The sequence below is a fragment of the Barnesiella viscericola DSM 18177 genome, assembly GCF_000512915.1.
GTDB classification, from domain to species: domain Bacteria; phylum Bacteroidota; class Bacteroidia; order Bacteroidales; family Barnesiellaceae; genus Barnesiella; species Barnesiella viscericola.
This window is the reverse complement of record NZ_CP007034.1, coordinates 1,205,294-1,229,407: the sequence shown is the minus strand read 5'-3', so window position 1 is coordinate 1,229,407 and position 24,114 is coordinate 1,205,294. Positions and strand designations below refer to the sequence as shown.

The 24,114-nt window shown below is 49.2% G+C and carries 16 protein-coding genes; 14 read left to right on the top strand and 2 right to left on the bottom strand.

Going from position 1 to position 24,114, the window contains the following annotated elements; genetic code table 11:
* Window positions 1–150: 150 nt before the first annotated feature.
* Both BARVI_RS04850 and BARVI_RS04845 read right to left on the bottom strand, forming a co-directional pair.
* The gene (locus BARVI_RS04850; RefSeq protein ID WP_025278150.1) at window positions 151–1,395 is read right to left on the bottom strand and encodes a hypothetical protein; all 1,245 of its coding nucleotides are present in this window, start codon (window positions 1,393–1,395) and stop codon (window positions 151–153) included.
* A complete protein-coding gene (locus tag BARVI_RS04845; RefSeq protein ID WP_025278149.1) occupies window positions 1,382–2,110 on the bottom strand; it encodes a type III pantothenate kinase in 729 nt (242 codons plus the stop codon). Before BARVI_RS04845 ends, BARVI_RS04850 begins: the two co-directional genes overlap by 14 nt.
* A 781-nt stretch (window positions 2,111–2,891) precedes the next feature.
* On the opposite strand from BARVI_RS04845, the gene BARVI_RS04840 reads away from it, so the two are divergent.
* From BARVI_RS04840 to BARVI_RS04775, 14 genes are all read left to right on the top strand, one after another.
* Entirely contained in the window at window positions 2,892–6,227 is a 3,336-nt protein-coding gene (locus tag BARVI_RS04840; RefSeq protein WP_025278148.1) for a SusC/RagA family TonB-linked outer membrane protein, read from the top strand.
* Between the two features lie 32 nt (window positions 6,228–6,259).
* Window positions 6,260–7,969 carry a RagB/SusD family nutrient uptake outer membrane protein gene (locus tag BARVI_RS04835; protein ID WP_025278147.1) on the top strand — a complete coding sequence of 570 codons (1,710 nt, stop codon included), beginning with the start codon at window positions 6,260–6,262 and terminating at the stop codon, window positions 7,967–7,969.
* A 22-nt stretch (window positions 7,970–7,991) separates the two neighbouring features.
* On the top strand, window positions 7,992–8,999 hold the full coding sequence (locus tag BARVI_RS04830) for a zinc-binding metallopeptidase (RefSeq protein ID WP_025278146.1): 1,008 nt from the start codon (window positions 7,992–7,994) through the stop codon (window positions 8,997–8,999).
* 25 nt (window positions 9,000–9,024) lie between these two features.
* Window positions 9,025–10,350, top strand: a complete 1,326-nt coding sequence (locus tag BARVI_RS04825) for a DUF4302 domain-containing protein (protein ID WP_084546996.1) — start codon at window positions 9,025–9,027, stop codon at window positions 10,348–10,350.
* Between the two features lie 244 nt (window positions 10,351–10,594).
* Window positions 10,595–13,024 (top strand): T9SS-dependent choice-of-anchor J family protein, encoded by a 2,430-nt coding sequence (locus tag BARVI_RS04820; protein WP_084546995.1) that lies wholly within the window; start codon window positions 10,595–10,597, stop codon window positions 13,022–13,024.
* Between the two features lie 168 nt (window positions 13,025–13,192).
* Complete coding sequence (gene lptC, locus BARVI_RS04815; RefSeq protein WP_025278143.1) at window positions 13,193–13,867, top strand: LPS export ABC transporter periplasmic protein LptC; 675 nt, start codon at window positions 13,193–13,195, stop codon at window positions 13,865–13,867.
* The gene (locus BARVI_RS04810) at window positions 13,864–15,120 is read left to right on the top strand and encodes a hemolysin family protein (protein WP_025278142.1); all 1,257 of its coding nucleotides are present in this window, start codon (window positions 13,864–13,866) and stop codon (window positions 15,118–15,120) included. Before lptC ends, BARVI_RS04810 begins: the two co-directional genes overlap by 4 nt.
* A gap of 119 nt (window positions 15,121–15,239) precedes the next feature.
* Window positions 15,240–17,336: a SurA N-terminal domain-containing protein gene (locus BARVI_RS04805; RefSeq protein WP_025278141.1), complete on the top strand. Its 2,097-nt coding sequence runs from the start codon at window positions 15,240–15,242 to the stop codon at window positions 17,334–17,336.
* A 99-nt stretch (window positions 17,337–17,435) separates the two neighbouring features.
* Window positions 17,436–18,461 carry a 23S rRNA (adenine(2503)-C(2))-methyltransferase RlmN gene (rlmN, locus tag BARVI_RS04800; RefSeq protein ID WP_025278140.1) on the top strand — a complete coding sequence of 342 codons (1,026 nt, stop codon included), beginning with the start codon at window positions 17,436–17,438 and terminating at the stop codon, window positions 18,459–18,461.
* Window positions 18,462–18,572: 111 nt separating this feature from the next.
* Window positions 18,573–19,673 (top strand): 4-hydroxythreonine-4-phosphate dehydrogenase PdxA, encoded by a 1,101-nt coding sequence (gene pdxA, locus BARVI_RS04795; protein WP_025278139.1) that lies wholly within the window; start codon window positions 18,573–18,575, stop codon window positions 19,671–19,673.
* Window positions 19,674–19,745: 72 nt separating this feature from the next.
* Entirely contained in the window at window positions 19,746–20,942 is a 1,197-nt protein-coding gene (locus BARVI_RS04790; RefSeq protein WP_025278138.1) for a saccharopine dehydrogenase family protein, read from the top strand.
* A 332-nt stretch (window positions 20,943–21,274) separates the two neighbouring features.
* Window positions 21,275–21,889, top strand: a complete 615-nt coding sequence (locus BARVI_RS04785) for a TetR/AcrR family transcriptional regulator (RefSeq protein ID WP_025278137.1) — start codon at window positions 21,275–21,277, stop codon at window positions 21,887–21,889.
* A gap of 4 nt (window positions 21,890–21,893) precedes the next feature.
* Window positions 21,894–23,180 (top strand): TolC family protein, encoded by a 1,287-nt coding sequence (locus BARVI_RS04780; protein ID WP_232214013.1) that lies wholly within the window; start codon window positions 21,894–21,896, stop codon window positions 23,178–23,180.
* Between the two features lie 3 nt (window positions 23,181–23,183).
* On the top strand, window positions 23,184–24,089 hold the full coding sequence (locus BARVI_RS04775) for an HlyD family secretion protein (RefSeq protein ID WP_025278135.1): 906 nt from the start codon (window positions 23,184–23,186) through the stop codon (window positions 24,087–24,089).
* Window positions 24,090–24,114: the final 25 nt, after the last annotated feature.

Sequence of the window (24,114 nt, the reverse complement as noted above, 5' to 3'; positions counted from 1 at the left end):
TAATAAAAAATATTCTTTCAGCCAATCTCTCTTCTTTGGGTGAGAATGTCATTTAAAATAAATCCTCTCGTTCTCCAAGAGCAGGAAGAGAACAAGAGGATAGACTTATGTCAGAAGAGATAATACACCTTTTCCCGAAGTGCCTGAAATTTATTCGAATTTGCGTTGCCAGAACCACATCTCGTTGAACGTGAGGCTAATCGAGATTCTGAAATGATCTTCGGTAATAAGTTTCTGAGGGGAGCACTGGCGGTTGATGTATTCAAAAGCTACATTGACCACCGATTTGTCGGTGGCGAGAGGAAAGCCGAAACCACAAGTGGCGCCTATCTCGTTCAAGTCATTGCCGTTGATTTTCAGATATGAGCGGTTGTAGAAGAGACCGGCTCGGTAGTTGATGCGCTGCAAGTAGTTGCCACCCATGCTTTTGGGCCGGAATTCGGCACCCAGGGCCACTTTCAACCGGTTGTTGAATTGTCCCGTCGAGGTCTGCAATTGACCGGCGTTGAGGTTGGTGAATTTGGCATCGGCCCAGTTTTGGTAGGTGACATCGGCCGCTACGGTCAGCCGTTTGTCGTAGTTATAGCTGATACCACCTCCATAGGTCGAAGCCAGGGAGTAGTGGCTTTTCATATTCAAGGTGTCGGCATCGATGACCGTACTCGATCCCACGTCGTAGTTACTGGTGTAGGCCTTTCCTAACAAGGCTTTCCCGGGCGAGTACACGGCGCCGATTGTAAGCATGTGCTTCTTGCCCCATTCAATGGCGTACTGGGCACCGAACGACAGGTGAAAATCCCGCACTTTCAGGTCGGTCTCGAATATGCCGCTGCTCCTGTCTACCGGAATCACCGTATTGGCATTGGTCAAGTTCCCGAATAGATAGCTGATGTTGGTACCAATCGAGAAGCCCTTGAAAAGTTTGCCGCTCACCCCTACGTAAGCCTGTGATATGTTCCCCTCGCCCGACCGGCTGTCCGATCCGTTGCTGATGGAGTTGACAAACGAGTATCCCACGTTGGAGTAGGGGAGCAAGCCTATACTACCGGCCATGTGCCGTCCCAGCGGGAACTGCATGACGATGTAGTCTAATGAACCGCTCTGGGCCGTCTCCTTCAAATTACCTTCGCGGGTCGTGGTAGCTTGGTATGTGAGACCCAAGTCGAAGAGGAAGGTGAGCGAGTCCATACTCGTGTAGGAGGCCGGGTTCATCATATTGATTTGCCGGTTGTTGTGAAGGGCATAACCTACACCGCCCATGGCCCGTTGAGCGCCGATGGCATTGTCGCCGAGGATACCGTATCCAAAGCGGGAGTAAGGCGAACTGGTGCCGTTCTGAGCCCACGCAACGGCTCCTATCGACAAGGCTATTAAGAGAATCTTATATTTTAGCATTTTCCTGTAATATTCTGTTTAAACCGGTTAGTACCAAGTTTTCGTCCACAAAGATGCGACTTTTTATTTTTGCAGCCAATTTTAAGGCATCGCCCCCTGTTAAAAAAACGAAAAGCTCGGGGTAAGTTTCACGCAATCGGGCAATATAACCCTCTATTTCATAGGCTACACCAAGTATGGCCCCTGCCCGCATGGCTGTTTCGGTGCTGAATCCAATCTCGGGAATTTCGCCTTCGTCGCTGATGTGCGGCAATTTGCCCGTGTGTTCATGCATGGCGAGCAGGCGAAGCCTGATGCCGGGTGCAATATTTCCGCCTACAAAGGTCCCGTCGGCCGTAAGCAGGTCGTAGGTGACGCACGTGCCCGCATCGACAATCAATACCGGCACTCCCGGCTGTTGCATCAAGGCACCCACTACGGCGGCAATGCGGTCGAGCCCCAGCGTATGAGGGGTAGCGTAGCCGATCTGGATAGGTATGTGCGACGAGTGGTCAAACTGCACAAATACCGGTACGCGTTGTTTTAAGAGCATCAAGGCCTCGTCGTCGGGTGTGGTGACCGTCGAGAAGATAGCCGCGTTGATGGGGTGCTCATCGAGAAATCGGGCCATGGTAGCAGAGTCCCATTGAGGATAGTAACCGACATTTTGTAATTGTCCGGCCTGAAAAAGTGCCATTTTGGTTACCGAGTTTCCTTGATCGATGATAAGATTCACAACTCAAAATTTTAGACAAAAATACAAAAGAGAATGCGTATACAGGCATGAACCGTGCTTTTTTTTCGCCGATTTATACTAATGAGAAAATTTTATCTATTGATAGCTTCTTTTTTACGGTTGTTTGAAGAGTATCGTTGGCAAATTATATAATGTGTAAATTGTTAATATAATAAATATTTTGAGTTAAATTTTTTATAAGATTGGCTTGATTTGGTGATAAAGCAACCGTATTTAAGCCCGATTTATTGTTTATTAACAGATTCTGTGGTGCCTACCGTCCTCTGTGAATAGGAATAAGGGAGAAATACCCTATGCTATTGTTCCTTAATAAGTTAGTTGTGCTGTGAAAAAATGTATATTTATCATTTTTCAATATGGGACTCGTCCGTTTTGTCAAAAAGAAAGGCTGTGAGGCCAATTTTCTTTCAAATTGAATTTTGTATTGTCTTTTTTTTGCTATCTTTGCGTGCTGAATGTTTTGGTTGAAACAGATTTGATTCCCTCGGAAGAGGAGATTAAGTCTGTCCCCCAAGAAGAGGATTTGTAAGATTTGAAAAAATCATGTAAGTGTAAAGACAGTAATTAATAATTTTAGTGTTTATTGTGTAATGTAGTTAAAAGAAGATGTGTATTTGAGTTAGAGTTGTATAGGTGTATTAATATTTTAAGGTGTACTGGCGATTTTAGTGTTTGTCGCTTATTGTTTTTTTGATAAGAAAAAGGCAAAAATCGTAATAGAAGATTATTTATAGTATATACATAATTGAGTTTTGAATTTATGAGACTTAAGAAAATTGTTATTTTATGGACGATAGCTTTGCTTGCGTTACCTGTATTTGCACAGGTGAAAGTAACAGGCGTCGTTGTGTCAGCCGAAGATGGGTTGCCAATCATTGGAGCAACAGTGTTGTTGAAGGGAAAAACTTCGGTAGGTACGGCTACTGATTTGGATGGCCGTTTTACAATGAATGTCCCATCTGCCGATTCGCATCTGCTGGTTTCCTACATAGGAATGAATACTAAAGATGTGAAGGTCTCTACTTCGGAAATGAATATTGTGCTTGAGCCGAATTCACAAGTGCTTCAAGAAGTTGTTGTAACCGGTATGGGTAAAATGGACAAACGTCTGTTTACCGGTGCAACCACCCAAATTAGTGCCGAGACAGCCAAACTTGATGGTGTGGCCGATATAAGCCGTTCGCTGGAAGGCCGTTCGGCCGGTGTTTCGGTGCAGAACGTATCGGGAACCTTTGGTACCGCACCCAAGATTCGTGTGCGTGGTGCCACTTCTATTATGGGTGCGTCTAAACCTCTTTGGGTTGTCGACGGTGTGGTAATGGAAGATGCTGTTGAGATAAATGCCGATGATTTGTCGTCGGGAGATGCCGTAACATTGATCTCTTCGGCCATTGCAGGTTTGAATGCCGATGATATTGAGAGTTTTCAGATTTTGAAAGATGGTTCAGCAACATCTATATATGGAGCACGGGCTATGGCCGGTGTGATTGTTGTGACGACCAAGAAAGGTAAAGCCGGTTCTACCCGAATAAGCTATACAGGTGAATTTACCACTCGTATGAAACCCAATTATAACGAGTTTAACATCAGTAACTCGCAAGAGCAAATGGGTATTTATAAGGAAATGGAAGAAAAAGGTTGGTTGGAGTTCGCTTCAATAGCCAAGGCCTCTACATCGGGTATTTATGGTAAGATGTATCAGCTGATTAATACATATGATGAGACAAATGGAAAGTTTGGTTTGGCTCATACCCAGTCGGCCATGAATGCGTATCTTCGTGAAGCTGAATTCCGTAATACCGATTGGTTTGACCAGTTGTTCAGTAGTGCTCTTATGCAAAACCATTCGGTTAGTATTGCCGGTGGTACAAATAAAGGTAATTTCTATACTTCTGTGTCTGTGATGAACGACCCGGGGTGGACAGCGTCGAGTAATGTCCGTCGTTATACATTCAACGCCAATGCATCGTATAACCTTTCTGAGACATTGCGCTTTACGGTCTTGACCTCTGACTCTTATCGTCAGCAGAAAGCTCCGGGAACATTGAGCCAGAATGTCGATGCCGTAAGTGGTGAAGTGAAACGAGACTTTGATATTAACCCTTACAGTTATGCCATCAATGCATCGCGCGCGCTTGATCCCGATGAGTATTATACCCGCAACTTTGCCGATTTCAATATCTTCCACGAGTTGGATAATAACTATATCGACATTGATGTGACCGATTTGAAATTTCAGGCCGAGTTGAATTGGCGGCCGATTAAAGAATTGGAATTCAATGCACTGGGTGCATACCGTTATCAAAGTTCTGTTCAGCAGCATTATGTAAAGGATCGTTCGAACCAAGCGATGGCCTATCGTGCCGGTATTGATCCCGAAGATGCTACTATTCGTGATATCAACCCGTTCCTTTATACCAATCCGGACGATCCCAATGCATTGCCTGAAACGATTCTGCCACAAGGTGGTATCTATTATAATGATACTTATACCGTGTCACAATATGATTTCCGTGGAACGGCTACTTTTAATAAGGTTTGGGACAATACCCACATCTTCAATCTTTTGGCCGGTTTGGAAGTAAGTGCAACCGATCGTAAACAGATCTCTTGGGAAGGCTGGGGATTCGTCTACGACAATGGTGGAGTGCCTTATCTTGATTACAAACTGTTTAAGCAACAAGTAGAAGAAGGTCACACCTATTATGGTATTGCTCCGACTTATCGTCGCAGTTTCGCATCATTTGCTAATGCTACCTATTCTTATAAAGGACGTTACGTTCTCAACGGAACAATCCGCTACGAAGGTACGAACAAATTGGGTATGGCCCGTTCTGCCCGGTGGTTGCCTACATGGAACATTTCGGGAGCTTGGAATGCACATGAAGAAGGATTCTTCAAGGAAAAAGTCGATCCGAAAATATTGTCACACGCTACGGCCCGTGTATCTTATTCTTTGACTGCCGATGCCGGTCCTGCCAGCGTATCTAATGCAACTCCGATTTACTCTCCGGGTACAGTTTGGCGTCCGACATCAACAGATCAGGAAATTGTGCTTGCCTTGGCAAACTTGGGTAACTCGGAACTTACATACGAAAAGAAACACGAGTTCAACTTCGGTCTTGATCTCGGTTTCTTAAATAACCGCATCAATGCAAGTGCCGATATTTATTTCCGAAACAACTACGATTTGATTGGTCTTACCTATACGCAAGGTGTGGGCGGTGAATCGGCAAAATATGCCAATGTGGCTTCTATGAAGGCCAATGGAGCAGAGCTTACGATTTCAACTACCAACATTGCGAACAAAGATTTTGAGTGGACTACAGACTTGACCTTTGCGAAGATGCGGACGGAAATTACAGAATTGAATAATCGTACCCAGTCTATCGCTCTTGTTAATGGTTCTGGTTATGCGATGGAAGGTTATCCTGTCCGTTCGTTGTTCTCATATCAGTTCGCTGGTTTGAATGATGAGGGTCTTCCTCAGGTGATTAATGAAAAGGGAGAGGTTACGCTTACCGATATCAACTTCCAGGAGTATGACAATCCCTATTTGGTATATGAAGGGCCTACCGATCCTACGATTACCGGTGGTTTCGGGAATACGTTGTCTTGGAAAAACTTCCGCTTGAATGTGTTTATGACTTACTCTTTCGGTAACAAGCTCCGTCTTGACCCGATTTTCTCGAACCAATATGACGATATGCAGGCTCTTCCTCGTGAGTTCAAGAATCGTTGGACCATGGCCGGTGATGAAGCCTATACCACTATCCCGGTTATTGCCAGTACACGTCAGAACGAAACAATCCCTTATTTGAACCGGGCATATAGCGCTTACAACTATTCGACCGAGCGTATTGCCGATGGCGGTTTCATTCGCTTGAAAGAGGTTTCGTTGACGTATGATATTCCGAAGAGTTTCTTGGAAAAAATCAGAATCTCATCTGCTTCTTTGAAAGTACAGGCTACGAACATTTGTCTGCTTTATGCCGATAAGAAGTTGAATGGCCAGGACCCTGAATTCTTCAACACCGGTGGTGTAGCAGTTCCGACTCCGAGACAGTTTACATTCACTTTGAGATTTAGCTTGTAAAAAGTTTGTCACAACATTAATGGATTGAAAAAATGAAACTAAATAGATTTTTATATATCGGTGCCGCTGCAATGTTGTCGTTGACCTCATGTAACGATTTTTTGGACAAGTTGCCCGATAACCGTATTGACCCCAATAATCCGTCTCAGCTTCAACTGATTCTGGCTGGCGGTTATCTTACAGCGAATTATGGGCCAATGTGCGAACTGAGCTCTGATAATATTGTTGATAATCACGCCCCCGATGCAAGGGGCATCAATTATCCCAATCTGACTGCTCACGATCCTATTGATGATCAGTATTTTGCCTGGGAAGATGCCAATATGAGCAGTGCGCAGGATTCGCCGACAGCTGTATGGTCGGGCTGTTATTATGCGATTGCTGCTGCCAATCACGTTTTGGAAAAGGTGTCAGAGTTCAAGGCAGAAGGCAGAACTTTCAATGCAGAGGATCAGGCTCGTCTGAATGCTGCTTATGGAGAGGCATTGGTCATGCGGGCTTATTATCATTTCCTGTTGGTCAATCTGTTTGCTCCTCAGTATCGTGGTGAAGCGAGTGCCAGTGATATGGGTGTTCCTTATGTGACTGTTCCCGAAAAAGTGGTTCATGTCAACTATCAGCGCGAATCGGTTAAGGCTGTGTATGATAAGATTGAAGCTGACTTGGTGGAAGGTATGCAATATATCAATGACCAGTATTATGAAGTTCCGAAGTATCACTTTACGAAAACTGCAACCAATGCATTTGCCGCACGGTTCTATCTCTATAAGCGCGATTATGAAAAGGTAGAACAGTATGCAACGGCTGCGTTGGGATCGAATCCGTCGCAGATGCTTCGTTCGGAATACTGGCGTACCAATTATACCAGTACCACGGCTGATGCGCAAGGATATTTTTCTTCGCTGTCAAGTAGTAATTTCCAGTTACTGGCAACCGATTCTTACTTGTTCTATACAATCTGTGTGAGCCCGACAAGTGGAGGATCGCGTTATGCCTTAAATCGTGATGCGGCTACTTCAACCCTCTATGGCTCAGGCCCCACGTGGAATAACTATATTCCGTCAATCGTATCCCGTTTATATGTGAATGGCCAACAGCAGTATGGCTTGTGGCCGTCTTGGCAGGCGATGCAGATTGAGTATACCGATAAAGTTGCTCAAATTGGCTACCCGAAGGCAATTCGTGCCGAGTTTTCGGGAGAGGAAACTCTGTTGATGCGAGCCGAAGCCCGTGTCTATCTAGGCAATATTGCGGGAGCTGTTGAAGATTTGAATTATTGGAACAAGTCACACTCAACAACTACTTCTGAAATGCCCGACCTGACCGCTGACCTAATAGCCGATCCCACAAGAGGCTTTTATATCAAGGATAATGCTACGACAGGGTCGAGTGACCCGCGTCCGTACATTTTGCAGGATTTGCATATCGACGAGGTATGCCCGGTCGCAAAATACACTGTGACAGAAGATAAATTGCCCTATTTGTGGTGTGTGCTTCATTTCCGCCGTATCGAGACTGTAATGACCGGTATGCGTTGGTTCGATATAAAGCGTTATGGTATAGAGATTACCCACAAGATTGGAACCGACAGAGTGGAAACCTTGACGACATTCGATCCTCGCCGTGCATTCCAAGTGCCTATCGAGTCTATCTCTTCGGGCCTTGAACCGACTCCGCGTACTACTAAAAGTGTTGATGAGAGCCAATTCCGTCCTGTCGTAGTGGATGGAACCATGCAATAACCATTAAAAACAGGATAAAGATATGAAATTGAATAAGTATATATTTGGAGCAGTGATTGCTTGCGGTTGTGCTTGGTCACTGGTTTCTTGTGAAGATAAACTGGATAGTGAAAGTATTTTTGATACCAGTGAGAGTGCCCTTGATCCAACGTCACCGACCTATCAGCTTGACGTTTATTTGGAAGAGGCATTCCGTAAACCCTATAATATTCAGTTCCGCTACAAGTTGCAGGATGTGGGTACGGATATGGATTATAATCTGATACCGGCCGACTATTCAAAGGCCGTCGATTTGGCTGTGCTGACAAAATATTTATGGTTTGATGTATATGATAAAGTTGCGACGTCCGATCCCAACTTTATGAAAAAGACGACTCCACGTATCATTCATCTGATTGGATCTCCTCAGGTGAATGCTGCCAACTTGACTGTAACTTTGGGTTTGGCTGAAGGTGGATTAAAAGTGTCGCTTTTCAATGTGAATGGAATGAATGTAAACAGTTTTGCGTCATTGAATGAATATTATTTCCATACGATGCACCATGAGTTTACACATATTCTCCACCAGACAAAGACTTATCCGAAAGAGTTTGACCAATTGTCGGTTGGCTATTATGATGCGTTGGGTTGGCAATCTCGTGATTCCCGTGTGACTGCCTCGTTGGGCTTTGTTACTCCGTATGCGAGCAGTCAGCCTCGCGAGGACTTCGCCGAGGTTATTTCCAATTATATTACCATGACGGATGCCGAGTGGACCTCTTTGTTGGAGACCGCATCTGAACCTTGGGAAGACAACGGTCTGGGAGGTGCTATTTATGGCGATGCTGGGAATGACCAAATCGATGGCAGGGCTTTGATTGAACAGAAACTTGACATTGCCCGCACTTGGTTGCGTGATGCCTGGCAACTTGATTTGGAAGCATTACGTGCCGAGGTTCAAAGCCGCCAGAATTCTTATAGCATTGAAGTGTTGGAGGAACTTAGAAAACAGGTTTATGATATCCCAACCGGTACTGATGTACAGAATTGATTCACTAACTTGAATTTTACGAAAAATGAAAAAATCACTTGTATTTATATTAGCGTTTTCCTTCCTGTTGGGCTTGAACTCTTGTTATAAGACCGAGGAGGATATTTGGGAAGATTCGTCGGCCGTGCGTACCGAGAAAACGCTCAATGATTATGAGCAGGCCATGTGTGCCGAAGAAAATGGCTGGGTGCTTCAATATTTTGCGAATGAAAGCGAGCAGGCTTATCCGCTGTTGATGAAGTTTAGTAAAAATACTGCGGTGAATATGGCTGCGAACAATAGCGTTTCAAGCTCTTCGGGCTATACGGAGAAAGCAAGTACTTTTGACCTGATCGCCGATATGGGGCCGGTGTTGACTTTCAACACTTATAATGAACTGCTTCATTGCTTCTCTGACCCTCAGCAAGACGGTATGGGTCATATGGGAGACTATGAATTTCAGATTATGGGTCGAAATGAGGACGGTTCTTTTAATTTGAGAGGGAAGAAACACTCTATTGATATGAAGATGATCAAATTCCCGATGGGAGCTACCTATACAGTGAATGGTGAAACCAAGACTGTGGAAAAATGGGAAGATTATTATACGGCTTATTCTGCCATAAAGAATGCAATTTTCCCGTCGAAATCCAAGGCGTTGTTCCTTACGGCCGCTGGTGAATCTTATCGGGTATCGGGCATGGGAAGCGGAGTGTTGAATATTGTCCCTGCCGATGCCGATGAAGATGCTTTCCCGACAACACTTTCCTATGTGATTTCATTGGATAATGGGGTACATTTCTCATCGCCTTTTACGGGTGACAACAATAAATTCTCCATTCAGAATTTCAAATTGAATGAAGCAGGAATCCTTGAATGCACGGATGTTGATCAAAATGCAAATATCTCTTCCGGTACGGTTGCTACCTATTTCCTTGTTGACGGGAATAACTGGCGAGTAGACCGTAATTCGTTGGAAGGAGAGTATGTGGCTTTGTTTGAACAGATGCAGAGCGATTGTCGGACGGCCAATTATGGAACATTGCAGTACATTCAGTTCAGTTGGAGTTCGGTAGAAAACAAACTCGCATTTGCATTCAAGACCAGCAAGTTTGATGGAGAGTATTATTATGATGTGACGATTGATAGCGACAATGTGATTACATTGGCATTCAATCAGGAAACAACGGAGGCATCTTCATCTAGCAAGGCTAAGAATGCTATGGTATTCTACCGCCAATTTGAATCGTTCAAAAATTTTGTCAATCTGCTTTCTGCCACGCTTACGTTGGAGGGTAACTCCCCATTGTCAATCACAACAATGAGCATAAACGATGGTAACGGCAATGCGATGTCGGTAGATTTGAATTAATCTCAAATAGCTCCTATACTATATGATGAGCCAGACCGATTGAAAGCATTTTGCTTTCAATCGGTCTGGCATACTTTTAATGATTCATGCTTTTGGGGGAAAATTGTTCTTATTAATGATAAAATTATCTTGAAATGTGATGTTTTTTAGCGAAATGCTTGAATTTCCCAAAAAAAAACTTTACATTTGTCATGCTAAATGAGAAAAATGAAGATTTATTATTAGTCTTTTAAATTTATTTCAAATGAATCAAACATTACTATTTTCAGTTTCATTGTTGGCTATTGCAGGCTTGACTGCGAATGCCAATAACGCAAAGGTAGTTAGAAATTTGAATGTTGACGCTTCTCAAATGTCGGCTCAGGTTGTGAAAAATACGCAAAAAGCAGCCGATGTCGCAAAATTGCGGGGAGAAGTGGTTGCCAATCAAAAAGGTATTAAAGTAGTGCGCGCCAATGACGGCTCTTTGAAACGTATGATTTTGAAAGCCTCGGATAAAGTCAATACAATGCGTTTGGCTAAACCCAGTGTGATGGCTGCGACATCTACTTTCTCTGAAGGTTTTGAAGGTTGGGACGGAAAAACCGTAGACTGGATTCCTTCCGGTTGGGTTGACGAGTCAAAAGTAGGAACCGACCCGAATTCTGCTGATGGTAATTATACGTGGGAAGTCAGCGGCGGGCAGCCCTATTATGGCGTTCTCCCGTATGAAGGGGAGGCTACGGCTTACATTGCAACGGCATTTGCTTTAGACATGGAGACTATGCAAATTGTATATCCCCAACAGGACGAATGGCTGATTACGCCGGCAATTACTCCTGCTGCGGGCGATAAGTTTAATTTCTTCCTGACTTATTCTCCGGGTTGGACCCTGCTGGACAGTGAAAAAGCCGCAGCTGGAATTTATGAATTTACGGCGCGTAACACGGATCTCGAGGTCTTGGTTTCGACCGACGACGGTAACGAGTGGACCAAGCTTTGGAATGTAATAGATGAGGATGCTATTAAAAACTATACTGTCGATGAGCTTGATGCTACTATGAATGTCTTTTCTACTAAGTGCATTTCTCTCGATATTGCCGAATATGCAGGTAAGGCTGTGAAATTTGCTTTCCGCTATGTAGGTAAGGCCGGAATGGACATGGCTATTGACAATGTATCTGTAGGAACAATGGCACCTGATGCTTCTTATGCTGTTCCTGCCGGTTTATGGTGGGCCCCTGATGCATTCTCTGGAAACTATTTCCCCAATGCCATGACTGTTGCTGCCTATGCCCCCACATTGTTTAAGAATACATCTATTGTTCCGGCTGAGTCGAGTTGGGAGTATCTCACCTCGGTAGATGGCCAAACGACAACATTATTAACTTCTGAAGAGACCAATTTGGAGGTAACTTATCCGTTTGGCGTATATGAATATCCCTATCTGACAAGCACAGTAGATGGTGAGAGCGCAACATATACGTTTGGTGATTGGACCAATTCTCAGACAGGAGCAGAAACAAGAGCCTATCTGGTTGCTGGTGGAAGTCCTGATGCTGTTATTGGCAAAGAAAGCGCATTATATGGTGTGTGCAACTATAATTTCCAGAGTGTAGAATCATTCGCAGGTATACCTGATAACACGAATGCTAACTGGCAGAATTGGGGCAGAACGGAGGCTAAAGTTGTTGGTTTTGGTGCAATGATGCCCCAAACGAATGCTCCGTATACAATGTCGTCAGTATATGTTGTATTTGGAACTCTTACCGGAGACTTGACATTGCCTATTACGGTTGATGTATACAAGGTTGTCGATAATAAGATCGGTGAGAAGTTAGCTTCGGCAACTACTGTTCCGCAAGGCAATATGGATTCTTATTTTGTCAGTGACTCATACTTGGTTCCTTTCTTGTTGACTCAACAAATGGGTGAATTGACCCAAAATGTTTCATTGACTATCGATTCTCCGATTTTTATTCAAATTAATATCCCGGAAGGAATCCAGGCTGCTCCTCTTATGACGGTTTCTTATGACACCCCGGAATTTGCAAATTCCTATGCCGTTTATGATGATGGAAATATGTTCTCCATCAACCTCTTGAGTCTCCAAGATGAGCAGGGTGGATCTATGGGAATTTATGGAATGTGCCTCACAACAGATGCTACATTTACCTGGTTGAGATCTACGGACGGTGATTATAAGTTTGAAGTTCCCAATGAAGGTGGCTCCAAGACATTCAATATTGATGCATACTACCTCCCTGAGGGTTGGTCGATTGAAGACACAGGTGATGCTTTGTATGATTGGGTAGAACCTACGACAAATTATGATGAAGCTACGGGTGCGATGTCCTTGACATTTACAGTAACTGAACTCCCCGCAGATGCAGTAGGCCGTTTGACTGATGTTACGGTTTCGATTCCGGGTGCTTCGGCTGTATTCAGAATTGCTCAGGGCGATGTTTCGGGTGTTGAAGGCGTAGTTGCTCCTGCTGTCATTGTAACGGTTGAGAACGGTAACTTCGTAGTTAACGGTTCGGAAGTTTCGTCGGTTGATGTATATAACATCGCTGGTCAACGTGTAGCTTCTGCTGCAATACAAGGCGAAACCGTTATCGACGGACAGAACCTGGCTAAGGGTGTATATATCCTGAAATTCAACAACAATAAAACTGTCAAGATTGTAAAGTAAATCGAACGATAGGTTTACCGACTGCAATTTGGTAGTTGGAAATTATACGAGAGGGTACATCTTTGAGATGTATCCTCTCTTGCTTTTAAAGGGGGTTGGAGATAATTTTTACGGGAATATTTGGCATGCCCTGCAACTATTTATAATTTTGCGATATAGTTTTGTAGAATGACAAAAAAAGGAGGAAATACCGACCGTTGGTTTATCGGGCTCTCTCGCTTGGGGCTTGTGCTTTTTGTGGCATTCCCGGTTCTGTGGAGCGCTTGCTCGGGGTCTAAAAACGAGGTGGTCAAGGGGTTTGACAATGCTGCCGAGGTGCCTACGTTGCGCACGCTCGGGGTCGAAACCCTCATCTCCGACTCGGGCATTACGCGCTATCGCATCAAGGCTCCCGAGTGGCTCATCTATGAAAATGCCAAGGAGCCTTACTGGTTTTTCCCGAAGGGGCTGTATGTCGAGAAGTTCGATTCGGTGTTTGCCACCGAGGCCCTTATCCAGGGTGATACGGCTACCTATTTCAAGAACAAGCAGTTGTGGCGGCTCGACAAGAATGTGCGCATTGAAAATACCAAGCAGGAGGTCTTTCTCACCTCGCAGATATTCTGGGACCAGCGCAAACGCGAAATCTATTCCGACTCGTTTATCCACATCGAAACTCCCGACGAGGTTATCGAGGGCTATGGCTTTACCTCGAACGAACAGATGACCCGCTATGTCATACGCTGTACCAGCGGCATATTCCCCATCAAGCGCGACACTGTCCCGGCCGACTCGCTGAAAGGCGACACGCTCGTCCCGCAAAAGGCTCAGGCCGCTCCTCCCAAACAAACGAAGAAATCATGAATTGGATAGCCATCATCATCATTGCGCTGCTCTTCTCGGCCTTCTTCTCGGGCATGGAGATTGCCTTCGTTTCGTCGAACAAGGTGCGGGCCGAGCTCGACATGAAGCAAAAGGGGCTTTTGTCGAGGATTCTCAGCCTCTTTTACGGGAATGAAGAGCAGTTTATCTCGACCATGCTGGTGGGCAACAACATCGCGCTGGTCATCTACGGTATGGGTATGGCCGCCCTGTTGGAGCCTGTCATCGCCCTGGTGTGGGACCAGGAGGCTTTTGTGGTACTTATGCAGACCTTGCTCTCCACGTTGTTGATTCTGTTTGTGGGCGAGTTCATGCCCAAGACCATCTTCCGCATCGACCCCAATGCCACGATGCGATTCTTTGCTCCGCTCGTATGGCTCATCTATGTGGTTCTGTATCCCATCTCCAAGTTCACCTCGATGGTCTCGAAATGGCTCATGCGGTTGGGCGGTGTGAAGATAGAGCATCATACCGATGTGTTGATGAGTAAGATAGAGCTCGATTCGTTCATTCAGAAGAGTATCGAGGAGCGTGACTCGCAGGCGACCGTCGAGCCCGAGATGAAGATTTTCCAGAACGCCCTCGACTTCTCCAATATTCACCTGCGCGACTGTATGATTCCCCGCACCGAACTGGTGGCGGTCGACATCGACGAGGTGACCGACGAGGAGTTGCTACACACCTTTGTCAGCACCGGTATCTCCAAGGTGCTGGTCTATCGCGAGAGTATCGACAACATACTGGGATATATCCATTCGTCGGAGATGTTCCGTCAGCACGACGACTGGCGCAAGAGCATTCGCCCGGCCGTTTTCGCTCCCGAAAGCATGTTGGCCAACAAACTCATGCGCAACCTCATGCAGCAGAAGAAGAGCCTGGCCATCGTGGTCGATGAGTTTGGCGGTACCGCCGGACTGGTGACCCTCGAAGATTTGGTGGAGGAGATATTTGGCGACATCGAGGACGAGCACGACACTCAAAATCTGGTGGCCCGTCGGGTGGGCGAGAACGAGTATGAGTTTTCGGGCCGTATGGAAATCGGACGCATCAACGAAGAGTTTGGGCTCGATATTCCCGAGTCGGACGATTATCAGACCATCGCCGGCTATATTCTGTACCATTACCAGACTTTGCCCCGCCTGGGCGAGACGGTAGAGATTAAGAATTATCGGTTCACCATTTTGCGGCGGAAGGCTACGAAAATTGAACTTGTGCGCATGAAAATAGAGGAATAAGATATTTTTTTTGAGCATTCTATGCCGAGATAAATCCAAATTTTTGTATCTTCGTGCCCTTAGTAAAAGAGGATAAAAAATAATAAAATATAAAACTAAAAAAACATAGAAAGTAACAAATGGCTACGTTAAACAAAATCAGAAGTAAAGCAGGCATGCTCGTGGTGATTATCGGAGTTGCCTTGCTCGCTTTTATCGTAGGGGACTTCCTTAATTCGGGACACACCTTCTACGCCATGAATCAAAGCAAAGTCGCCGTCGTGAACGGGACCAATATCGGAGTCGAAGAATTCCAGGAACGTGTGAAGGTGCGTACCGATGAGTTGCAGCAGATGTATGCTCAACGGGGAATGTCTTTGCCCGAGGGATATGCGTCGCGTATCAACCAGGAGGTATATGACCAAATGGTGAACGAAATATTGTTGAACGAGGAGCTTGACGAGCTGGGTATCGTGGTTAGCAAGGAAGAGCTGGCCGACCTGCTCACCGGCGACAACATCTCGCCGCAGGTGCGCCAATACTTCACCAACCCGCAAACCGGCGAGTTCGACCGTCAGGGTCTGCTCAACTTCATGCAGGTGATTCTCGACCCCGAGGCTCATGGCTATAACACGCCCGAGCTGCTGGCTCAAATCGAGCCCCAGCGTCAGATGTGGCTCCGTCTCGAGAAACAGGTGAAGGAAGATCGCGCCATTCAAAAGTTTGCCAATCTCTTGAACCGTGCCCTCACGCCCAACAAACTGGATCTCGAAAACTCGTTTGAGGAGGGTAAGACCTCGGCCAACATCGCCTATGCGTTGCAACCTTATACCTCGATTGCCGACTCCACCATTGCCATCAGCGACAGTGAACTCAAAGCCGAGTACAACCGGGTGAAAGATTTCTACAAGATGCCCGAGCATCGCGTGATTAAATACATCACGTTGAACATCGTTCCCAGCGAGGCCGACTATGCCAAGGCCAAAGAGAAAGTCGAGATGAACCAATCGATTTTCGCTACGACCGACGATGTGGCTGCTTTCGTAGCCAACAACTCCGACGAGGCTTATGACGATTGCTTCGTAGCCGTTTCGTCGATGCCCGAGAAGATGAAGAAATTTGCCGAGTCGGCTGCCGTAAACGAATCGTCGCCGCTCGAATTTGAAAACGATACCTACACCATGTACCGTCTGATGGATACCAAGGTTGCCCCCGACTCCATCAAGGTGCGTCTGCTTTCGTTCCAACCCCGTTCGACCCAAATCGACAGCGTGCTCAACGTGCTGAACAACGGTGGCAGCTTTGCCGAACTCTCTCCCAAATTCAACGGTAACGACGAGGTGTGGTTGACCGAGAACATGGCTCCTACCGTAGGCCGTCCCTTTATCAACAAAGTGTTCAGCGAAGGCGGCAACGGCTATTTCAAGGCCGAGAGCCTGGGTGGCGAGCACATCGTGCAAATCTTGTCGCGCACCGCTCCCGTGAAGAAGGCCAAGGTGGCTGCCTATGTAGTGGCTGTCAACCCCAGCACCGAGACGCACACGGCACTGTATAACCAACTGTCGTCGTACAGCGCAGCCAACAACACGGCCGAGAAATTCAGCGCCGCTGCCAAGGATGCCGGCTACACCGTGAACAGCTACGATTGCAGCGCCGAGGATTACTCGCTGCCCGGTGTCAACGATGCCCGTCAGGCTATCCGTTGGGCATTCAATGCCGACAAGGGCGAGGTTTCTGAAATCTTCACGCTCGACAACTCGTTTGTCGTAGCCGCTCTCGATAATATCGTCAAGGAGGGTTATGCTCCGCTCGACCAGGTGAAAGACGCATTGTCTATACAGGTGCGCAACGACAAGAAGGCCGAGAAGATTATTGCCGACCTCAAAGCCAAGAATATCAACACGCTGGCCGGTTATGCCGAGGCCATGAAGGCTCAGGTCGACAGTGCCAAGTTCATCTCCTTCTCGACCCCCTCGATTGCCGGTGTAGGTTATGAACCGGTATTGAGCGCTTTGGCTCCCACGGCCGAGAACGGTAAGCTCGTAGGTCCCGTGAAAGGGGTAAGAGGTGTGTATGTATTCACCGTTACCGACAAGACCGTTTCACAACAGCCCTTCGATGCTCAGACCGAAGCCCGCAAGATTCAGCAGAATTACAACTACCTCATCAATAGCCGTTTGATGGAGGTTCTGCGCGACAAGGCCGACATCAAGAATACGATGATTCGTTTCTTCTAATCGGCCAAAATCGTCAATAAGATAACACAGAGTGCGTATATCGTGGCTGTCGGCTCGATACACGCACTCTGTATTTGTATTACCGCAATAACCGAGGTTATGGAAAAAGAGCATCTTTTGGGAAAGACATGGGAGGAGTTGCAAGCCGTGGTGGCCGAGGCTGGAATGCCCCGTTTTGCCGCCAGGCAGATGGCTGCGTGGCTCTATGACAAGCGGGTAACCGACCTGGCCGAGATGACCAACCTGTCGTTGCGTCACCGCGATCAGCTGTCGCAGCGCTACGACGTGGGTCGTTCGTTGCCGATGCAGTCGCAGCGGTCGGTCGACGGCACCATTAAATACCTGTTCAGGGTAGGCGACAACGACTTTGTCGAGACCGTCTACATACCCGATCGCGACCGGGCCACGCTGTGCGTCTCGTCGCAGGTGGGCTGCAAGATGAATTGCAGCTTCTGCATGACCGGCAAGCAGGGCTTCCGGCGCAACCTTACCTCGGCTGAAATCATCAACCAGATTCTCTCGGTAGAGCACAGCGACCAGCTCACCAACCTGGTATTTATGGGTATGGGCGAGCCCTTCGACAACCTCGACGAGGTGATGAAGGCGCTCACGATTCTCACCGCCGATTGGGGGTTTGCTTGGAGTCCCAAGCGCATCACCGTCTCCACAATCGGCCATTTGGCCGGGATACGGCGATTTCTCGACGAGAGTCACTGCCATCTGGCGGTGAGTCTGCATTCGCCCTATCCGGCCGAACGGTTGCAGATTATGCCGGTCGAGAAGGCTTTTCACATGGACGACATCTTGGAGCTGTTGCGGCAGTACGACTTCTCGCACCAGCGACGTCTCTCGTTCGAATATATCCTGTTCAGCGGGTTCAACGACGATCTGGTGCATGCCGATGCCCTGGCCCGCCGGTTGAGGGGACTCGACTGCCGGGTGAATCTTATTCGGTTCCATGCCATTCCCGGCGCGAATCTCAAAAGCTCCGACCCCCGGTCGATGGAGGCCTTCCGCGACCGGCTCAACCACCACGGTGTCACGGCCACCATACGGGCCTCGCGCGGCGAGGATATATTTGCCGCCTGCGGTATGCTCTCTACGGCCGAGAAGGAGCGCAAATAGGGGCTTCCGTGCAAAAGTGCGCCTTGCCCGCGATGTATATCGGGGATTTTTCTTATCTTAGTGGGCCGAAATCTTTTTCGGCCTGTCAGGAAAAGTTTAAAGATTGATTCTATGGAACATAAGATAAAAGTGGGTATTACCCAGGGTGACATCAACGGGGTAGGTTATGAGGTGATTCTCAAAACGCTCTCCGACCCGCACATTCTCGAAATCTGTACGCCGGTAGTCTATGGCTCGGCCAAGGTGGCTGCCTATCACCGCAAGGCTCTCGACATACCGGCTGTCAACTTCAATATCATTGCCGATGCCTCGCTGGCCGACGACAACAAGATAAACCTGATTACCTGTGTCGACGACGAGGTGAAGGTCGAGATCGGCAAGGCTACGGCCGTAGGCGGCGAGGCTGCCTATGCGGCTCTCGAACGGGCTGCCGCCGACATCGAGGCCGTCACCATCGATGTGCTGGTGACGGCTCCTATCAACAAGCATGCCATACAGTCCGACAAGTTCGACTTCCCCGGCCACACCGAGTATTTGGAAAAACGGTTGGGGCGTGGTCGCAAGGCCCTGATGATTCTGCTCAACGAAACCTTGCGGGTAGCCCTGGTGTCGGGCCATCTGCCCATTGCCCAGGTGCCCGGAGCCATTACCAAGGAGGCTATCCTCGAAAAGCTCCGCATCTTCGAGCAGTCGCTCAAACAGGATTTCTGCGTGGTGAAACCCCGCATCGCCGTGTTGTCGCTCAACCCCCATGCCGGTGACGACGGACTCTTGGGTACCGAGGAGATTGACATCATCAAACCGGCCATTCAGGAGGCCAACAACAAGGGCATGCTCTGTTTCGGTCCCTATCCGGCCGACGGCTTCTTCGGGACCGATCACTATCGCCGGTTCGACGGGGTACTGGCCATGTATCACGACCAGGGACTGGCTCCCTTCAAGGCCTTGGCCATGGAGGACGGCGTGAACTATACCGCCGGGCTTCCCGTCGTGCGCACTTCGCCCGATCACGGCACGGCCTACGACATTGCCGGACAGAACAAGGCCGATGAGCAGTCGTTCCGCCACGCCCTCTATCTGGCGCTCGACGTCTATCGCAACCGCCGGTTCCACAAGGAGATTTCGGCTTCGCCCCTGCGCAAGCAATATTTCGACAAGAGCGGCGACAAGGAGGTGCTCGACTTGACGGCCGATACCGATAACGACGAATAAAAAAACGATCTTTGCCCTGTCACCCAATCGACAGGCGAAATTCAGGAAAATCGAATATAACAGAATATACAAATGGGAAAAGTTCTTATTATTGGCGCCGGTGGCGTAGGAACGGTGGTGGCCCACAAGGTGGCGCAGAACCCCGACGTGTTTACCGAAATCGTTTTGGCCAGCCGCACACAATCCAAATGTGATGCTATTGCCAAAGCCATAGGCGACAGCCGCATTGTGACCGACCGTGTCGATGCCGACAAGGTGGACGAACTGGTGGCTTTGTTCAAGAAACACAAGCCCGATATTGTGATTAACGTGGCTTTGCCCTATCAGGACCTCACCATCATGGACGCCTGTCTGCACTGTGGGGTCAACTACCTCGACACGGCCAACTACGAGCCCCTCGACGAGGCCAAGTATGAGTACAAGTGGCAATGGGCCTATCGCGAACGTTTCGAGCAGGCCGGCCTCACCGCTATTCTGGGTTGCGGTTTCGACCCGGGAGTGAGTGGCGTCTATACGGCCTATGCCGCCAAGCACTACTTCAAGGAGATGCAATACCTCGACATAGTCGACTGCAACGCCGGCAATCACGGTAAGGCTTTTGCTACCAACTTCAATCCCGAAATCAATATCCGCGAGGTGACTCAAAAGGGCAAGTACTACGAGAACGGCCAGTGGATCGAGACCGAACCGCACGAGATTCACCGTCCGCTCACCTATCCCAACATCGGTCCCAAAGAGTCGTATCTCATCTATCACGAGGAGTTGGAGTCGCTGGTGAAAAACTATCCCACACTCAAACGGGCCCGCTTCTGGATGACCTTCGGGCAGGAGTATCTCACGCACCTGCGGGTAATTCAGGACATCGGTATGGCCAGCATCGAGCCCATCATGTACAACGGCATGGAGATTGTGCCTATCCAGTTCCTCAAAGCCGTGTTGCCCAACCCGGGCGACCTGGGCAAGAACTACACGGGCGAGACCTCGATTGGCTGCCGCATTCGCGGTATCGACAAGGAGGGCAAGGAGTTGACCTATTACGTCTACAACAATTGCAGCCACCACGCCGCCTATCTCGAAACCGGAGCACAGGGTGTAAGCTACACCACGGGTGTGCCGGCCATGATCGGTGCCATGATGTTCCTCACCGGCAAATGGAACAAGCCGGGTGTTCACAACGTCGAGGAGTTTGATCCCGATCCCTTCATGGAACAACTCAACAAACAGGGTTTGCCCTGGCACGAGGTGTTCAATGGCGATATTGAATTGTAAATCCAATAACCAAACTTGTTTTTCGAGGTCGAGGCTGTCCCGCATGGCGGGGCGGCCTCGACTGTTTTTCACGGACAAGGGGTGAGGGGGGTAGGAAGCAGTTCGGGCTGTGAGGTGCGGGTGTGAGGTGTGAGGAGCGGGCAGTATGGCGGATCGGGGAGTGCAGAGTCCCGGACAGATAGCGGAGACAAGACCTCGCGGGAGTGGGTGATGCTCTTGTGTGTTGTAAAACATATAGAAGTACTCTTGTTTTTCTTTGGAATATGAATTAGTTTTGTACTAACAATTTTGTTAGACGTTTTTGTTAAACCATTTTGTTGATATAGTCCAGTATGAAAACCAAAGATACCGAGGCCGATATTTTGAAGGCAGCCGAGCAGGAGTTCATGCTCCGGGGTTTCGATGGGGCCAAGACGGCGTCGATAGCCCGGGCGGCCGGTGTGACACATGCCATGCTTCACTACTATTTCAGAAGCAAGGAGTTGCTCTTCGACCGCATACTCACTGACAAGATGAGGCTCATGGGGCAGTCGGTACTGACGGCTTTCGACAATCCCGAGCTCCCGTTGCTGGAGCGGTTGAAAGAGGGCATCGTGCGTCATTTCGACTTCCTGGCCGAGAATCCCGACCTGCCCCGCTTTATCGTGAACGAGGTCTTTTCGCGGCCCGAACGGTATGAGGTGATGCGCGAGAATATTTCGAGCATAGCCAACGGCCTCATGCAGCAGTTACAACAGGAGTTGGATCAGCAGGCCGGGCGGGGCGAGATTGTCGCCGTCGATGTGCGCCATCTGTTGCTCGACATCGTCTGTCTCAATGTATTCCCCTTTATCGCTTATCCTCTTATCGAACCTGTATTTGGAGGTATTGCTGCCGACCGTAGTCAGTTTTTCGAAATGCGCAAGGCCGAGAATATCGAAGTAATTATGCGTCGAATAAAAAAATAGAGCTATGATGAAACGTGTCGTTGTTTTGTGTCTGGGGCTGTGGTGCGGCCTCGTGGGGGCCCGGGCCCAACTTACGCTCGACGATTGCCGGCAGATGGCTCGGGAGCACTATCCCGAGATACGGCAATACGATTTGATACGCCAGACCGAGGCGTACAGCCTCTCCAACGCCGCCCGGGCCTGGATTCCGCAGGTGGCCCTGTCGGCTCAGGCCACATGGCAGACCGATGTACCCACCTTTCCCGATGTGCTTACCGGCATGCTCTCCCGGCAGGGAGTGGAGATTCCCGGATTGAGGCAAGACCAGTATAAGGTAGCGTTGGAGCTGAACCAGACCATCTGGGACGGTGGCAAGTCGGCCGCCGACCGGGGTATGGCTCGGGCCGAGGCGGCCGAACAGCGCTCGTCGGCCGATGTCGAGATGCACAGCCTCGACGGTCGCATCGACGATCTCTATTTCGGTATCCTGCTGCTCGACGAGCGTATCGCTCAGACGCGGTTGACGCAGGAGCTGCTGCGAAGCAATCTGGCCAAGATCGAAGCCTTGCAGCGCAACGGGGTAGCCATGCAGAGCGATGCCGATGTGTTGGAGGCCGAGCTGCTCACCGTGGGGCAGCAGTTGGGTCAGTTCGAGGCTTCGCGGGAGAGTTACCGTGGCATGTTGGGTCTCTTTATCGGTGAGGCGCTGGGCGACCGCACGCTGCTGCGACCGGCCGTGGTGGAGGCACCGATGGGCGGGAACGAGCGTCCCGAACTGTCGTTGTTTGCCGCGAAGATTGACCGGCTCTCGGCTCAGGAGCGTCTGGTGAAATCGTCGTCGATGCCTCGTCTGGGACTCTTTGCGCAGGGCTATTACGGCTATCCCGGCCTCGATTTCATGCAGGGCATGATGAACGGTGATTGGAGCTGGAACGCTCTGCTGGGGGTGAAACTGTCGTGGAACTTCGGGGCCTATTACACCCAGAAGAACAACCTCGACAAGTTGCGCACCGCCCGCAGGCAGGTCGAGGTGCAACGCGATATCTTCCTCTTCAATACACAGTTGCAGACTACGCAGAACCAGGGCGACATCGCCCGGTTGCGCCGGGCTTTGGCCGACGACGATCGCATCGTGGCCCTGCGACGGTCGGTGCGCGAGGCGGCCGAGTCGAAGTTGCGCAACGGGGTCATCGACACGCACGACCTGCTGATGAAGATTACCGACGAGGCTACCGCTTCGATGGCCCGCAGCATGCGCGAAATCGAGCTGCTGAAAACCCTTTATGAACTCAAACATACGATGAACCGATAAATCCTGAACAAGATGAAAAAAATCGCAGTTTACAGCATCGTGCCGCTGCTTCTGGTTGCGTGCGGCAACCGTGACGATTTCGATGCGACGGGCACTTTCGAGGCTACCGAGGTGGTGGTCTCGGCCGAGGCCACGGGGCGCATTCTCTACTTCGACGTCGAGGAGGGCGACACGCTTGTGGCCGGTCGTCAGGTGGGGGCGATAGATACCGTGCAGTTGTATTTGCAGAAGCTGCAACTCGAACGGCAGCGTGCTTCGATTCACAGCAACCGGCCCGACGTGGCCAAGCAGGCCTCGGCCCTGCGCAGCCAGATAGCCCAGCAGGAGAGGGAGCGCAGCCGGGTGGAGAACCTGTTGAACGACGGGGCGGCCACGACCAAGCAGCTCGACGACATCAACGCTTCGATACGGGTCTTGAACGGCCAGTTGGAGGCGTTGCTCTCCAACCTCGAAAACAATACCTCGGCTCTCGATGCCAATGCCTCGGCGGTCGACTTGCAGATAGCTCAGGTCGAGGACCGGTTGGCCAAGTGCCGCATAGCCTCGCCCATTGACGGGTCGGTACTGGTCAAGTATAGCGAGGCGGGCGAGTTGGCGGCTGCCGGACGTCCGCTCATGAAGGTGGCCGATATGAGCCGCCTCTATCTGCGAGCCTACTTTACATCGGACCAGCTGGCCCGGTTGAAGGTGGGGCAGGAGGTGACCGTCGTGGCCGATTTCGGCGGCGACCAGCAGCGGGAGTATCCCGGCCGCATCACCTGGATTGCCTCGGAGAGCGAGTTTACCCCCAAGACGATTCAGACCCGCGACACCCGGGCCAATCTGGTCTATGCCGTGAAGATTGCGGTCGAGAATGACGGCCTGTTGAAGATAGGCCTTTACGGTGAGGTGCGATTGCCCGAAAAGTGATAAACCCGATTCTGAATCGATAGCG